This is a genomic window from Sabulibacter ruber (assembly GCF_017355955.1).
Lineage (GTDB): Bacteria > Bacteroidota > Bacteroidia > Cytophagales > Hymenobacteraceae > Nibribacter > Nibribacter ruber_A.
This window is the reverse complement of sequence record NZ_JAFFID010000001.1, coordinates 1,441,830-1,457,540: the sequence shown is the minus strand read 5'-3', so window position 1 is coordinate 1,457,540 and position 15,711 is coordinate 1,441,830. Positions and strand designations below refer to the sequence as shown.

The window sequence follows — 15,711 nt, the reverse complement described above, 5'->3', positions numbered from 1 at the left end:
GAAATGAAAAAGACCTATATAAAGTCCCTGCTGTTTTCAGCCGCACTAGGAGGCTTGCTTACTTTCTCGGCCTGTGAAGATTTCGTGACCATTGAGAACGATTCAATACTGGCACCTGAGGCCGTTTTCTCCAGCATTTCTTTTACCAACACCGCTATTGCCGGGGTGTACAACATGCTGCCCGGAGACGATGGGTACGGCAGCCGCATTTCCACCATTTTCCCCAATGCCGCCGATGACTTCAGAGTAGGGGGGGACCACAACCCACAAAACCGAACCGGGGTAGCCCACTACGGAGTTGCCGCAGGGAACACCGAGATTGAGCGTCCCTTTAACCAATTGTACCGGGGCATTGAGCGGGCCAATATCTGCATCAAGAACATTCCGCTGTCTGATGTGTACAACAACGGTTCTGCCGCCGAGCAGGCCACCATGCGGAAGTTCCTGGGAGAGGCGCTTACCTTAAGAGCCCAGTTCTACCATGAAATTATCCGTAACTGGGGCGATGTGCCGGCCCAGTTTGAACCTTCCTCTGATCTGCCGGATCTGTTCATCGGGAAGACAAACCAGGATGAGATCTATGATCGTCTGTTGAAAGACCTGGAGCAGGCCGCCGAATTGGTGCCCTGGAGATCTGAGTCAGGAGACCCTACCACCCGGGTGACCAAAGCTGCGGTGAAAGGCCTGCGCGCCAGAATTGCCTTGGCCAGAGGTGGGTACGCCTTGCGCAGAGAATCACGCCAGATGGAGCGCAGAAGCAACTACCTGGAGTATTATACCATTGCCCGCAAAGAGTGCCTTGACATCATGCAGCGAGGCGAGAATGGTTTGAACCCGAACTACGAAAACATCTTCCGGACCCTCCATGGCGTCTCCAGACAAGACCCAACCAATGAGTTGATCTGGGAAATCGGCGCCTTTGGCGGTAACGCCAGAACCGATACGAAGCTTGGTTTTGGAAATGGGCCCAGAATCAACGGCGGTAACACCACTTATGGTCAAGCCAACGGTTTGATAGAAGCGGTGCCTACGTACTTCTATGAATTCGATTCTATTGGTGATTCCAGAAGAGATGTGACCATTGCCTATCTGGCCGTGGAAGCCAACAACAATAAAACCCTCACTACGCCTTTGGTGATGCGCGAAGGCAAGTTCAGGAAATACTGGACTAACATTGCCGGCACCAACCAGACCTTGGGGATCAACTGGCCCCTTATTCGGTATGCTGATATTCTCCTGATGTTTGCCGAGGCCGAAAACGAATTGAACGGCACCACCCCAGAAGCCATTGCCGCTTATGAGGCTGTAAAAAAGAGAGCCTTCTTTGATGATTACGAAACCCGTATGGGCACCACCCCCACTACTAAGCCGGAGTTCTTCAAAGCCATTGTGAAAGAAAGATTGTTGGAATTTGGCGGCGAAGGTGTGCGCAAGTATGATCTGATCCGGTGGAATCTTCTGGCCTCCACTATCGCAGAGACCAGGGCGAAGTTCGGTCAGATGATGAGCGGCACCGGACGTTATGCCAATGTCCCCCAGTACGTGTTCTTCAAACCTAATGTGTTGATCGGCAGAACCGCAACCGCTCAGGCAGAGATGGCGGACTTCGACCTCATCGCCGGCCTGGACGCCAACGGAAGAGCAATCAGAGGCAGTGTGAACCAGGTAATGTACCAGCCAAGTCCTACCACTACCGCGCCGGAAGGGTCGGGTTACCAAAGAATTAACTGGAGAGCGGCCATTACGCAGGAGCATGTGACCGGGGCTACCAGAATGTTCGCCAGCCAATACACGCCAGGCAAATCAGAGGTATTCCCTATCCCTACCGCGGCCCTTAACTCCAACTTCAGGTTAACGCAAGACTACGGGTACGGGAATTAATCATCGCTTTTGATTCAAAATCATAAAAAGACATGAAAAACATGCGTTCAAAGCTTTTCAAATTACTGTATCCGGCGTTTGCTCTGATGGTGGTAAGTTTTGTTTCCTGTAAAGAGGAAGAAGAGGATTTAGCCCCCATGCGGATGTTCCAGCCCGGTGGGGAGATTGCCGCTGCCAGTGGGGAAACCATGGTGAAACTTACCTGGAAAACCCCGGCCAACACCCCCGCAGGTTCAGTGACCTATACCGTGGAAGTGGCCAAAGATACCCTCTTTCAAACACCCGTGATTTTAACGGCCCAAACAGACACCACCGCCATTACTTTCACCGATCAGCAACTGGAAATAAAGCAGGACTACTTTGCCCGGGTGAAAACCAATGCCCGGGAGAATTCGGCCGGAGAATCAAAGTGGTTGGTGGGATCTCGTTTCAGAATAAGAGGGGAGCAGATCTTCAACGCCCCTTTGGCTTCTGAGATAAAAGACAAAACAGCTATTTTGAGATGGCGCCCCACCGCGGGGGTAACCAGGATAGTGCTGACCCCAGCCACCGGAACCCCGGTTGAAATCACCTTGACTCCAGAAAACGTGGCGGCAAACTCCATTACCCTTTCTAATCTGAAGGCCAGCACCCTGTACACCGCAGAAATTTTTGCCGGGACCATGAGCAAGGGGATCACCAATTTTGCCACCAAAGAGCCCAGCATTTTCACGTTGACCATCACGCCAGCAGATGATCTGTTAGCTACCGTAGCCAGCGCTGCCAACGGCGATGTCATAGGCTTAGAGCCTGGGGTGTACAATGCGCAGGGCGGAAACATTCTGGTTACAGGTAAAACCATCACCCTTCAGTCAACCTCGGGCAACCCATCCAACACCCGGGTGAATTTTAAAGAAGTAGTGCTGGAAGGAACCGGAGCCGGCGTAAAGCTGAAAGGGATTGAATTTGACGGAACAGCTGCCAACGCTGCCTACTTCCTGAACCTGGTGGGCTCTACAACAAAAAATGATGCCCCCGCAACGTTCACAGACATTCTGGTAGAAGACTGTATTGTGCGCAACATGGCGAACTGCTTTATCAGAGCAGACAGGGCCACAACTGCCGCTGACCACAAGATCACCTCCATTGCGGTGAAGAACACCATTGCCGGCCTGACGTCCATTGGAACCACGTATGTATTCTTCACCTTGCCCAAGCTGCAATTTGAAACACTAACGCTGGAGAACTCCACTTTCTATGGCTTCGGACGGACCTTTATGGCCGCTGGTACCGAGGTTCCTGTCAAGCCTACCATCCTGATCACCAACTGTACCATCGGTAACTTTGGCGGTGGGGGCGCAAACAGAAACTACCTGTTGTTTGACGGCAATACTAATCCGGTGAACTTTACGCTGCAGAACAGCATCATCGGGAACGCGCCGTTAACCGGGCAGCTAATCGGGAATGCTGCTTTCCGGGCAAATGGAGCCGGTTCTTCAATCGTGATCAGAAACAACAACATGTTCAATCTCACCAACGGAGCAACACCGGCGCTAGACCTGACCTTCCCGGCTAACGCTACTCCAACGGCGAATAAAACCATTGTGCTCTCTAACTGGACGGCTAACACGTTTGAAGTACCGGCAGACTCTGAATTGAAGACTGCCAGCACCACCGGTGGTCCGATAGGAGATCCTAGATGGGTGAAATAATAAACAGGACAAGTGAGATCTTGAAGTACCTTGGTCTCACTTGTTTTTGTTTTAAGCCCATTTTCATAAAACTACCCGCAAACTCTTTCTTCTTGGGTTTCTGCCACATTCTGCTTTTCTGTAGCCTATCAGCAGTCTTACTCACCCTTCTTACCCACTTAACTATGATTAAAAAGTATCTTACCTGGAAAAACGGAGCTTTAGGTGTAGCGCTCCTTCTCAACGTAGCCTGCTCCTCCAGCCAAAAAGTAACTTCTTCTGAATTTCCGCAATCGTTCACGGTGCAAGTTTCCAATCCTCTAAACCGGGAGCGGGAAAGTGTGCTAGTGGTGATCAAAGAAGAGGACTTGCCTAAAAAGGGGGCGGGTTTTAACAGGAATGCGTTCATAGTGACAGATGGCTCCACCGAAATCCCCAGCCAGTACAACGGCAAAGATGCCCATAACAAAGGAATTGCTTTGGTGCTGGACCAGATGGGAGCTGGGGAAACCAGGAAACTGACGGTGAGCTACAACCCAGAGGGAAAAAACCAACGCACTTATACCAAACGCACCCAGGCCGAATTGTCCAAGAAAGTGGGCGGCCGTTGGGAAAACCGGAAATACATTGGCGGCGATTTCCAGAACATAGACTCTTTACGCGTACCCAGTGAACTGACGGACCATTCCTACTACCTCCGCTACGAGGGACCAGGCTGGGAATCTGACAAGGTAGGATACCGCTTTTACCTGGACTGGCGCAACGCCGTGGATGTGTTCGGTAAGAAAACCCCGGAGATGGTGCTCCAGAAAGCGGGCCTGGACGGGTATGATTCTTACCACAACCAACAGCCCTGGGGCATGGATGTGCTCAAAGTGGGCAAAGCACTGGGCGTAGGAACGCTGGCCATGTATGATAACGGCAAAGCCGTTCGTGTGGAGAAAACCGACAGCACCTACAGCAAAATCACGCAAAACGGACCGGTGTACTCTTCCATTCTCACAGACTATTATGGCTGGCAGGTGGCAGGGCAAAAACTCAATGTGCATTCGCAGTTGAGCATCCACGGCGGCACCAGAATGACTCATCACCAGATCAGGCTGGAAGGCGGTCAGCCGCAGAACATCGCTACTGGCCTCATCAAAGACAAAGCGGCCAAACTGGTCAGCGACAAAGGGGAGGCCGGCAAGCGCTACGGTTATATGTACACTTACGGCAAGCAGACACTGAACTCCCCGCCAGACAACATCGGCATTGCGGTGCTGTTCAATCCGCAGGATTTCATCACCTTCTCAGATGATCCTCTGAGCCACGTGGTACAACTGAAACCATCCAACGGACAGGCCCAATACTACTTCCTGGCAGCCTGGGAACTGGAACCGGACGGCATTAAAACCGAGGAGCAGTTCCGCCAATACATCACCAGAACCGCCGAGGAACTGGCTAATCCGGTGAAGGTGAAAGTATCTAAGTAAGACGGGCTAAGCAACAGGATCTATCTCTCCTGTCAACCTGAAAGGAGCTTGTGGGTAAGCTAGGATGGCTTTTGTAAAATGCTACTACCGTTTGCTACCAAGATCCTTTCAGGTTGACAAAGGGGGAGATTTACTCAGTAAAGCATCCTTCAGGAACCAAAGCATCCTGAGCATACACGAACCAAAGCGTTTTTAGGTCCTTTTTTGAGAGAAGGCCAGAAACCACAAGGCTTAAGGTTCTAAAAGTAAAATTTAAACACAGGGTTGGGTACGAGGGGAGGATTTTAGTAAACAGAAGTACATGAAAAACAGAAACAACATTCTTAGTAGTACCTGCCTAGGCTTAGCATTCCAGATGGTGGTTTTATCGGGCTGTGCCCAGAAAGTAGCCTCGGTGCCCACGCAGAAGGTAGAAAGTCACGCGGCTTCCGGTTCAATCAATGACGAGACTGCTCAGGTCCTGGCGTTCCCCGGGGCCGAAGGATTTGGCAAGTTTACCACAGGCGGACGCGGCGGGAAGGTATTGGTTGTTTCCAATCTGAATAACGATGGTCCGGGCAGTTTGCGCGAGGCCATCCGTAAGAAAGGTCCGCGTACCATTGTGTTCTCCGTATCGGGGAACATTGAGTTGCAGGCGCCGCTGGACATCAACAACGGGGATTTGACCATCGCCGGGCAATCGGCGCCGGGGGAGGGCATCACCCTAAAAAACTACCAGGTGAGCATCAAAGCCGATAATGTGATTGTGCGGTATATGCGCTTCCGGATGGGGGACGAAAAAGGCCAGCAGTCCGATGCGTTTGGGGCCAACCGGGGCAACAGTAACATCGTGATTGACCATTGCTCCATGAGCTGGGCCACCGATGAGTGCGCGTCGTTCTACCGCAACAAGAATTTTACGCTGCAGTGGTGCATCATCGCCGAGGCTTTGAACCACTCGGTACACGAGAAAGGTGACCATGGCTACGGCGGCATCTGGGGTGGCGAGGGCGCTTCGTTCCACCACAACCTCATTGCCAGCAACAACAGCCGTAACCCACGTTTTTCAGGCTCCAGCTCCACGCCAAATTCTCCGGATGAACTAGTGGATTTCACCAACAACGTGATCTACAACTGGGGTTTCAACAGCATCTACGGCGGCGAAAAAGGCCGCTACAACCTGGTGAACAACTACTTTAAATCGGGTCCGGCCACGCAGAATTCCCGGAAGAACCGTATTGTGAACCCGTCGCAGCCGTACGGCAAGTTCTATGTGAACGGCAACCACGTGGAGGGCTTCCCGCAAGTGACCAAAGACAACTGGGCCGGCGGCGTGCAGTGCGAGCATCCGGATTCCACCAAAGCGGCTTCGGCGTTTCAGGTGCTGAATATCTCTACCCAACCGGCGCAGGCCGCTTACGAGGAAGTGCTAGCCAAAGCCGGTGCTAGCTTCAAACGCGATGCCGTGGACACCCGCATTGTGGCCGAGGTGCGCAGCGGTAAGTCTACGGCTGGCAAGAAAGGCACGGGCATCATTGACTCGCAGAAAGACGTGGGTGGTTTCCCGCAGCTGAAATCGGCGGCCGCGCCCGAGGACAAAGACCAGGACGGCATGCCCGATGCCTGGGAGCGCACCCAGAAACTGGACAGCAATAACGCCCAAGATGCCGTGGCGCACACCCTTAACAAGCAATACACCAATCTTGAGGTTTATCTAAACAGCCTGGTAAAATAGCACGGTTATGAAAAAGTGGCTTGGTTTCCTTCTAATCTGCGTTTTGGCGGTGTTTTCTGTAGAAGCGCAGCAAAAGCGAATTGTGGTGGCCCAGGACGGCAGCGGCGACCATGCCACCATCCAGGGTGCGCTGGATGCTATTCCGGCGTTCCCGAATGACCGCATCGAGATCCACATCAAAAACGGCACTTACCGAGAAAAGCTGGTGGTCTCCTCCTGGAAAACCAAAATCTCCTTCATCGGCGAGGACCGCGACAAAACCATTATTGTTTGGAACGATTACTCGGGCAAAGGGAAGATCAACACGTTCACCTCCTACACGGTTTTGGTGCAGGGAAATGAATTTCAGGCTGAAAACCTGACCTTCCAGAACGATGCCGGTCCGGTAGGGCAAGCGGTGGCGCTGCACGTGGAGGCCGACCGTTGCGTGTTCAGAAACTGCCGCATCTTGGGCGACCAGGACACCCTGTACGCCGGGGTAGACAACAGCCGCCAGTACTATGTGAACTGCTACATTGAAGGCACCACCGATTTTATCTTCGGGCCGGCCACGGCGGTGTTTGAGAACTGCACCATCCATTGCAAAAAGAACTCCTACATCACCGCCGCCTCCACGCCGCAGAACCAGCCCTTCGGCTTCGTGTTCCTCAACTGCAAAATCACGACTGCCGTTCCCGAGGCCACCAAAGTGTACCTGGGCCGTCCGTGGCGGCCGTATGCGCAGACGGTGTTTCTCAACTCTGAACTGGGACCGCACATCCTGCCCGAGGGCTGGCACAACTGGAACAAACCCGATGCCGAGAAAACCGCCCTGTACGCCGAGTACAAATCTACCGGGCCGGGAGCGGCTATTGAGAAACGCGTTGCCTGGTCTAAGCAACTTTCCAGAAAAGAAGCCAAAAAATACAAGCCCGAACTGGTCCTTGCCGGTGACGACAAATGGAACCCCACAAAATGAGTTTTCGCCTCGTTTTCCTAAAATCTGCCTCAAAACACCTCCTTCACGCTTAAGCCTGCATCACAAATGAAACTTGCCCAATACGCCCTCATCGCTTTGTCCGCTTTGACCATGGCCTGCCGCTCCGGCGAGACGGCCTCGTCCAGCGCCGCGCCCGCTGCTTCTCCCAGCGGCAAACCCTACTCCGTCTGGATGGCCGAATCTGAGATGAAGCGGAGTCCGCAGGGCTGGATGATCGATTTCCGGCCGGAGCCGAAGTGGGACTACACGCAGGGGCTTTTCGCGAGTGCCCTGGAGCGGGTCTGGAAGCGCACCGGCGACCAGAAGTACTTCACCTACATCAAGGCCTTCGCCGACACCATGATCACCGATAACGGCCAGATCAAAACCTACAAGAAAACCGATTACAACATTGACCGCGTGAACCCGGGCAAGTTCCTGATTGCGCTCTACAAAGAAACCGGTCAGCAGAAATACAAGATCGCCATTGACGAGCTGCGCGATCAGATGCGCACGCACCCCAGAACCTCGGAGGGCGGCTTCTGGCACAAGAAAATCTACCCGCACCAGATGTGGCTGGACGGCCTGTACATGGCCACCCCATTTCTGGCCCAATATGCCTCTGAGTTCAACGAACCAGCCCTGTACGATGACGTGGTAAAGCAGATCATCCTGATTGACAAACACACCTGGGACGAGAAGAAAGGCCTGTTCTATCACGCCTGGGACGAGAAAAAGGAGCAGAAATGGGCCGATCCGGTAACCGGTTTGTCGCCGAACGTATGGGGCCGCGCCATGGGCTGGCTGTCCATGGCCTTGGTAGATGCGTTGGATTACCTGCCCCAGAACCATCCGCAGCGCGGCGAGGTGTTGCGCGTGACCAAAAAGATGGCCCAGGCCATTGCCCGGTACCAGGACCCGAAAACCGGTCTGTGGTGGCAGGTGGTGGACCAGGGTGGCCGCGAAGGAAATTACCGCGAGGCCTCGGTTTCCAGCATGTTTACTTATTTTTTGGTGAAGGCCGCCAAGAAAGGCTACATTGACCAGAAATACATGGAAGATGCGCGCCAAGGCTATAACGGCCTGTTGGAGAACCTGATCAAGAAAAACGAGGACGAAACCATCAGCATCACCCAGGTGTGCGCCGTGGCCGGTCTGGGCGGAACCCCGTACCGCGACGGAACCTACGAGTACTACATCAACGAGCAGAAACGCGACAATGACCCCAAAGCCGTGTCGCCGTTCATCATGGCCTCGCTGGAGTTTGAAGAAATGGGCAAAGCATCCGCCTCTAAATAAGCATTCGCATGACGCTCAAAAAATCCTTCCTGATTCTGGTTTTCCTGTGCAGCGCCTTTTTCACGCAGGCGCAGAAGTATGATTTTGTGGTGGCCAAAGACGGCAGCGGTACCTTCAGGACGGTGCAGGAAGCCATCAACGCCGTGCCCGATTTCCGGAAGAACGTCACCACCATTTACATCAAGAACGGCACCTACAAAGAGAAACTCACCCTGCCCAGCACCAAAACCGCGGTGCGCATGATCGGTGAGGACGTGAAGAAAACCATCCTCACCTTTGATGATTACGCCTCCAAGAAAAACCGTTTCGGGGAGGAGATGGGCACCACCGGATCCACCAGTTTCTTTGTGTACGGCGATGATTTCACCGCCGAGAACATCACCTTTGAGAACTCCTCGGGACCGGTAGGGCAGGCGGTGGCCGTGCGCGTGGACGGTGACAAGGTCATGTTCCAGAACTGCCGTTTCCTGGGTTTTCAAGACACGCTGTATCCGCACGGCGAGAAAAGCCGCCAGTACTACAAAAACTGCTACATTGAGGGCACCACCGACTTTATCTTCGGGTGGTCTACGGCGGTGTTTGAGAACTGTGAGATCTTCAGCAAAAAAGGAGGGAACTTCGTGACCGCCGCCTCTACGCTGGAAGGCGCGCCTTACGGGTTTGTGTTCCTGAACTGCCGCCTCACCGGCGATGCCCCGGAGAAATCCTACTACTTGGGCCGTCCCTGGAGACCATTCGCCAAGACTGTGTTCATCAATACGTATTTAGGCAAGCACATCCGGCCCGAAGGCTGGCACAACTGGAGCAAACCGGAGGCCGAGAAACAAGTGCTCTACGCCGAGTACAATTCCACCGGTCCGGGCGCTGCCAAAGCAGATCGCGTGAAATGGTCCAAGCAACTAACGGAGCAGGAGGCGCAGCAGTACACTTTGAAAAACATCTTCGGGGACTGGACTCCCGGGCAACTGATCACCGCCAATAAATAGGTGAAGAAGTACCCGCACGCTGAGGCAGGAAAAAAGAGCGAAGTTGAAAGGTACTTAAGTGCAAACGATTGCATAACTGTTTTGGTGCTGTTTCGGAGAAATCGGCCCCAAAACGAACTGGAAATTTCAACGCATATCCTCCTTTAAAAATATCAAGATGGTAAAAAAGCTACTCACATTGGCCCTGTTCGGGTGTCTCGGAAGCAGCCTGCAGGCCCAGCAACTGGCGTTTCCCGGCGCCGAAGGGTTTGGCCGCTACGCCACCGGCGGCAGGGGCGGAGCCGTGCTGGAGGTCACCAACCTAAACGATTCCGGGCCGGGTAGCTTGCGGGCGGCCATCAATGCCTCCGGTGCCAGAACGGTAGTGTTCCGGGTGTCCGGGACTATTGCGCTGGCCTCAAACCTCACCATCAGGTACCCCAACATCACCATTGCCGGCCAGACCGCGCCCGGTGACGGGATCGCTATCAAGAATTACCCGGTGAGCGTGGACGCCGATAACGTAATTGTGCGCTATCTTCGGTTCAGGATGGGCGACGAGACGCAGCAGGAAGCCGATGCGTTTGGGGGCCGTTTTCACAAAAACATCATCGTTGACCATTGCTCCATGAGTTGGTCCACGGATGAGTGCGTGTCGTTTTACGCCAATGAGAACTTCACGCTGCAGTGGTGCCTTATCTCGGAAAGCCTCCGCAACTCGGCTCACGCCAAAGGGGCACACGGCTACGGGGGCATCTGGGGCGGCAAGAACGCCTCTTTCCACCATAACCTAATGGCGCACCATGACAGCCGTAACCCACGTTTGGGCGAGGAAGCCGGCAAAGCCTTCGCCCTCACCGATCTGGTGGATGTGCGCAACAACGTGTACTACAACTGGGCCAACAACAGCATGTACGGCGGCGAAGCCATGAACGTGAACGTGGTCAACAACTACTACAAACCCGGGCCCGCCACGGCCAAGAAAGAGCGCATCTTCTCCATCGATAAAAACAAGAACGAAGGCACCGAGGTGTATGACATCTGGGGCAAGTTCTACATTGATGGTAATTTTGTGGAAGGCAGCACCCGCGCCACCAATGACAACTGGACTTACGGCGTGTTCAACCAGTTCCACAGCAGCTACGGCACCGTGTCAGACGCCGACAAAGCCGCTATGCGCCGCAGTGAACCGCATCCAATTCAGAACAACGTCACCACGCATTCCGCCGAGGAAGCCTACGAACTGGTGTTGAACAAAGCCGGCGCCTCCCTGAAACGCGATGCCGTGGATACCCGCATCATCAACACCGTGCGCACCAAAACTTTCACCACCGCGGGTTCTAACGGCAGCACCAACGGAATCATCGACAGCCAGAACGATGTAGGCGGTTGGCCTACGCTGGCTTCTCTGCCCGCTCCCGAGGACACCGACAAAGACGGCATGCCCAACGTCTGGGAAACCGCAAAAGGCCTGAACCTCAACAACGCCGAGGACCGCAACGGCGACCGCAACAACGATGGCTACACCAACCTGGAAGAATATCTGAATAGCCTGGTATCTACGGGCAACCTGACCAGTTCCCCAGAGGGCAAAAAGACAGGTTCTACCAGTCTGCACCCCAACCCATTCTCCGCCTCCACCAAAGTGGCCTTCACAGCGAAGCAAAAAGGTCAGGCAGTGGTGAAAGTGACCAACGCCGCCGGCGAAACCGTGGCAACTTTGCTCAACACCTCGGTGGCCCCGGGTGCCCACTCCCTCCACTGGAGCGGCACCGACCAGAACGGAAGCAAACTGCCCAGCGGCATGTACTTTATCTCAGTACAGGTAGGAAATGAAAAAGAAACGAAGCGGGTGGCGCTTCTAAGAGATTAATCAAGCAGTACCTTGCGGTACTTAACACGTAAGCAGATGTCCCCTAAAAAACAGCTAGCCCTTGGTTTCCTTCTCCTGTTGGGCGCTTGCCAGAGCGAGAAAACGCGTACCTCCTTATCAGTTTCCAACACCAGCGCCTCAGGTGGCAGCATGGCGGTTCCGGCCAACTACGTCTCCAAGGTGTGGGTCTCGGACAAAGGCGACGGCACCTTCCAGAACCCGGTCCTGGACGCCGACTACTCCGATCCCGATGTGGTGCGCGTGGGCGATGACTACTACATGACCTCGTCCAGCTTCAGCTCCATCCCCGGCCTGCAGATCCTGCATTCCAAAGACCTGGTGAACTGGCAGATCATCGGCTACGCCATTGACCGTTTGCCGCCGTACCAGCATTTCGCTAAGCCGCAGCACGGCAACGGCGTGTGGGCCCCGTCCATCCGCTACCACAAAGGCGAGTTCTACATCTACTGGGGCGACCCTGATTTCGGGATCTACATGGTGAAAACCAAGAACCCGGCGGGCCGCTGGGAGGCGCCCGTTTTGGTGATGGAAGGCAAAGGCCTGATCGATTCCTGCCCGCTGTGGGACGAGGACGGCAACGCCTATTTGGTGCACGGCTGGGCCGGGAGTCGGGCGGGCGTGAAGAGCATGCTCACCGTGAACCGCATGAACCCCGAGGGGACCAAGGTGCTGGACGAGGGCGTGATGGTCTTCGACGGCCACGATGCGCACCCCACCGTGGAGGGCCCTAAGTTCTACAAGCGCAACGGCTACTATTACATCATGGCGCCGGCCGGCGGCGTAGCCACGGGTTGGCAACTGGTGCTTCGGTCTAAGAACGTGTATGGTCCCTACGAGGAGAAAATTGTGATGGACCAAGGCAAAACGCCTATCAACGGTCCGCACCAGGGCGCCTGGGTAGACACCAAGTCCGGCGAGGACTGGTTCTTCCATTTCCAGGACAAAGAAGCCTACGGGCGCGTGGTGCACCTGCAGCCCATGAAGTGGGTGAACGACTGGCCGGTGATAGGCGAGGACCCGGACGGCGACGGCAAAGGCCAGCCGGTGCTCACCTACAAGAAACCGAACGTGGGCAAAACCTACCCCATCGTGACGCCCGCCGAGTCGGACGAGTTCGACAGCCATCTGCTGGGCCTGCAGTGGCAGTGGCACGCCAACCCGAAGGCTACCTGGGCATTCGCCTCGAACAAAGGCCATCTGCGCCTCTTCACCGACCAGGTACCCGAGGGCGGCAAGAACCTCTGGGACGTGCCCAACCTGCTGCTCCAGAAATTCCCCGCCGAGAACTTCACCGTGACCACCAAACTCAAGTTCACGCCCAACCCCAAGCTGCAGAACGAGCGCACCGGCCTGGTGGTGATGGGCATGGACTACGGCTACGTGTCGGTGGTGAACAAAAAAGACGGTCTGTACCTGACCTACAACACCGCCCTCAAAGCCGACAAAGGCACCCCTGAGAAGGAGCAGATCCTGGGAAAACTGACGGGAAACGAAGTGCAGTTCCGGGTGCAGGTGAGCAAGGGCGCCAAGTGCCAGTTCAGCTACTCAGAAGACGGCCAGACCTTCAAAAACGCCGGCGCACCGTTCACCGCCGTTCCCGGCAAGTGGATCGGGGCCAAGGTGGGCCTGTTCGCCCTCCGCGAGGACAAAACCAACGACTCCGGCTACGCCGATTACGATTGGTTCAGAGTGACCAGGTAGGAGGGAGGTTTTTGTTTTGGGGCTGTTTTTGGAAAATCGGCCCTGAAACAAAAATAGACGTGAAATCTGAAATTATACATCTTTTAAGTAACAAGAAGAATTGGTTGCACTTGCTGAAGTTCTCACCATAGTTTTCCGATTAAAGGCATTGCCTACGACGACGTTACAGTGTAACGTCGCTACAGAAACTGAAATGTAGCCTCGTTACACTGTAACGAGGTAATTCCACGGCAGAGGCGGTGGAGAAGAGCAGTTCTAGTTCGCCCACAAGGTCCTTCCAGGATGACAAATGAGAGAGAAGTAAGTTCGATTATTTAAAACTCCTCTGCGGAGCCATCAATAGAAGTTAAAGAGTAAACATACCATCATGAAGAATGTAGCAAAGAGCAGGTTTTTATTGGCCTTGGGGCTGGCGAGCGCGTTTCAGTTCTCCTGCCAACGCCAATCCTCCGCCCCGGCGGCCAGTGCCATTAACAGCAGCGCAGAAGCCACTACCGGCCGTAACTTCTCCAGCGCCAGCGTAGCCGCTACCATTTACGAGGGCATTGAGTTTGACATGCCCAAAGTGAAAGAAACCAAGTACCCCAACTACAGCGTGCCCATCACCAAATACGGCGCGGTGGGCGATGGTATTACCAAAAACACTCAAGCGTTTGAGCAGGCCATAGCTGATGTAGCGGCCAAAGGCGGAGGGCACGTGATCATCCCGCGGGGTCTGTGGCTCACCGGGCCTATCGTGTTGAAAAGCAACATTGATCTGCATGCTGAGGCGGGTTCCATGGTCATCTTCAGCCGTGATTTTGATGATTATCCGTTGATCAAAACTAGCTTCGAGGGGCTGGATACCTACCGTTGCCAGTCGCCCATTTCGGGTATGAACCTGGAGAACGTGGCCATTACTGGCGAGGGTACGTTTGACGGAAACGGCGATGCCTGGCGACCGGTGAAGAAAAGCAAGATGACTGATGCCCAGTGGAAAGCTTTGACCAAAACCGGGGTGTTGAGCGATGACGGGAAGACCTGGTACCCCACCGAGAAGTCTAAGAAAGCTGATGCCAAGGACAACTTCAACGTGCCCAACTTCAAAACCAAGGAAGAGTTTGAGGCCGTGAAAGACTACCTGCGCCCCGTGTTGCTGAGCCTGGTGAACTGCAAAACCGTGCTGCTGGATGGACCTACCTTCCAGAACTCGCCGGCCTGGAACCTGCACCCGCTCATGTGCCAGGACATTATCCTTCGGAATTTGAACGTGCGCAACCCCTGGTACTCGCAGAACGGCGACGGCCTGGATCTGGAGTCCTGCAAAAACGCGCTGGTCTACAACAACACCTTTGACGTGGGCGACGATGCCATTTGCGTGAAATCGGGGAAAGACGAAGACGGTCGCCGGAGAGGCGTGCCTACTGAGAACGTGATCGTGAAAAACAACGTGGTGTACCACGGCCACGGCGGGTTTGTGGTGGGTAGCGAGATGAGTGGTGGCGTGAAAAACGTGCACGTGTCTAACTGTACCTTCATGGGCACCGACATCGGGTTGCGTTTCAAAAGTACCCGTGGGCGCGGCGGCGTAGTGGAGAACATCTGGATCTCCAACATTGACATGATCAACATTCCTACCCAAGCCATCAGCTTTAATTTGTTCTACGGCGGCAACTCGCCGGTGCTGGAGGAAGACCAGAAAGCCGGTACCGAGGCCCGCGTGGAGAAACTGGTGCCGGTGACTGAGGAAACCCCCTCGTTCAAAAACATCTGGATGCGCAACATCACCGTATCGGGTGCCGATGAAGCCGTGGCCTTGCAAGGTCTGCCCGAGATGAACCTGCAAAACGTGAACATTGAAAACGCGTACTTGAAAGCCAGGAGAGGAATCTCGGCGGTGGATGCAACGGGCATTGCTTTGAAGAACGTGAAAGTAGTTACCGAGAAAGGTCCGGCCCTGACCATCTACAACAGCAAAGACATCAACGTGCAGGGACTTACCTTTAACCAAACGAATGAACCGGCGGTGAAAGTCCTGGGTCCTCTGACCAAAAACGTGAAGCTGAACAACAAAGACTTCACCAGCGCCGCCACCCAAATTTCCAAAGGCAAAGACCTGGGGAAAGCGGCCGTCTCAATGCAATAATTCATTATGGAGAGGGCATGTGCAAGCGT

At 54.4% G+C, this 15,711-nt stretch carries 10 protein-coding genes; all 10 read left to right on the top strand.

All coding sequences use genetic code 11. From position 1 onward, the window contains the following. Positions 1–3 precede the first annotated feature (3 nt). The 10 genes from JT719_RS05965 to JT719_RS05920 all read left to right on the top strand — a co-directional run bounded on the left by JT719_RS05965 (position 4) and on the right by JT719_RS05920 (position 15,682). Positions 4–1,881, top strand: a complete 1,878-nt coding sequence (locus JT719_RS05965; RefSeq protein WP_207431609.1) for a RagB/SusD family nutrient uptake outer membrane protein — start codon at positions 4–6, stop codon at positions 1,879–1,881. 41 nt (positions 1,882–1,922) lie between these two features. Then, positions 1,923–3,572, top strand: coding sequence for a DUF4957 domain-containing protein (locus tag JT719_RS05960; protein ID WP_207431601.1), 1,650 nt, complete (start codon positions 1,923–1,925; stop codon positions 3,570–3,572). A 164-nt stretch (positions 3,573–3,736) separates the two neighbouring features. Continuing rightward, complete coding sequence (locus JT719_RS05955) at positions 3,737–5,026, top strand: DUF4861 domain-containing protein (protein ID WP_207431599.1); 1,290 nt, start codon at positions 3,737–3,739, stop codon at positions 5,024–5,026. Between the two features lie 301 nt (positions 5,027–5,327). Continuing rightward, a complete protein-coding gene (locus tag JT719_RS05950) occupies positions 5,328–6,740 on the top strand; it encodes a pectate lyase family protein (RefSeq protein WP_242693083.1) in 1,413 nt (470 codons plus the stop codon). A 7-nt stretch (positions 6,741–6,747) separates the two neighbouring features. Then, positions 6,748–7,698, top strand: coding sequence for a pectinesterase family protein (locus JT719_RS05945; RefSeq protein ID WP_207431597.1), 951 nt, complete (start codon positions 6,748–6,750; stop codon positions 7,696–7,698). Positions 7,699–7,764: 66 nt separating this feature from the next. Next, on the top strand, positions 7,765–8,997 hold the full coding sequence (locus tag JT719_RS05940; RefSeq protein ID WP_207431595.1) for a glycoside hydrolase family 88/105 protein: 1,233 nt from the start codon (positions 7,765–7,767) through the stop codon (positions 8,995–8,997). Between the two features lie 8 nt (positions 8,998–9,005). Next, on the top strand, positions 9,006–9,983 hold the full coding sequence (locus tag JT719_RS05935) for a pectinesterase family protein (protein ID WP_207431594.1): 978 nt from the start codon (positions 9,006–9,008) through the stop codon (positions 9,981–9,983). Between the two features lie 157 nt (positions 9,984–10,140). Then, positions 10,141–11,835 carry a FlgD immunoglobulin-like domain containing protein gene (locus JT719_RS05930; RefSeq protein ID WP_207431592.1) on the top strand — a complete coding sequence of 565 codons (1,695 nt, stop codon included), beginning with the start codon at positions 10,141–10,143 and terminating at the stop codon, positions 11,833–11,835. Between the two features lie 36 nt (positions 11,836–11,871). Then, positions 11,872–13,557: a glycoside hydrolase family 43 protein gene (locus JT719_RS05925; protein WP_207431583.1), complete on the top strand. Its 1,686-nt coding sequence runs from the start codon at positions 11,872–11,874 to the stop codon at positions 13,555–13,557. Positions 13,558–13,924: 367 nt separating this feature from the next. After that, positions 13,925–15,682 carry a glycoside hydrolase family 28 protein gene (locus JT719_RS05920; protein ID WP_207431582.1) on the top strand — a complete coding sequence of 586 codons (1,758 nt, stop codon included), beginning with the start codon at positions 13,925–13,927 and terminating at the stop codon, positions 15,680–15,682. Positions 15,683–15,711: the final 29 nt, after the last annotated feature.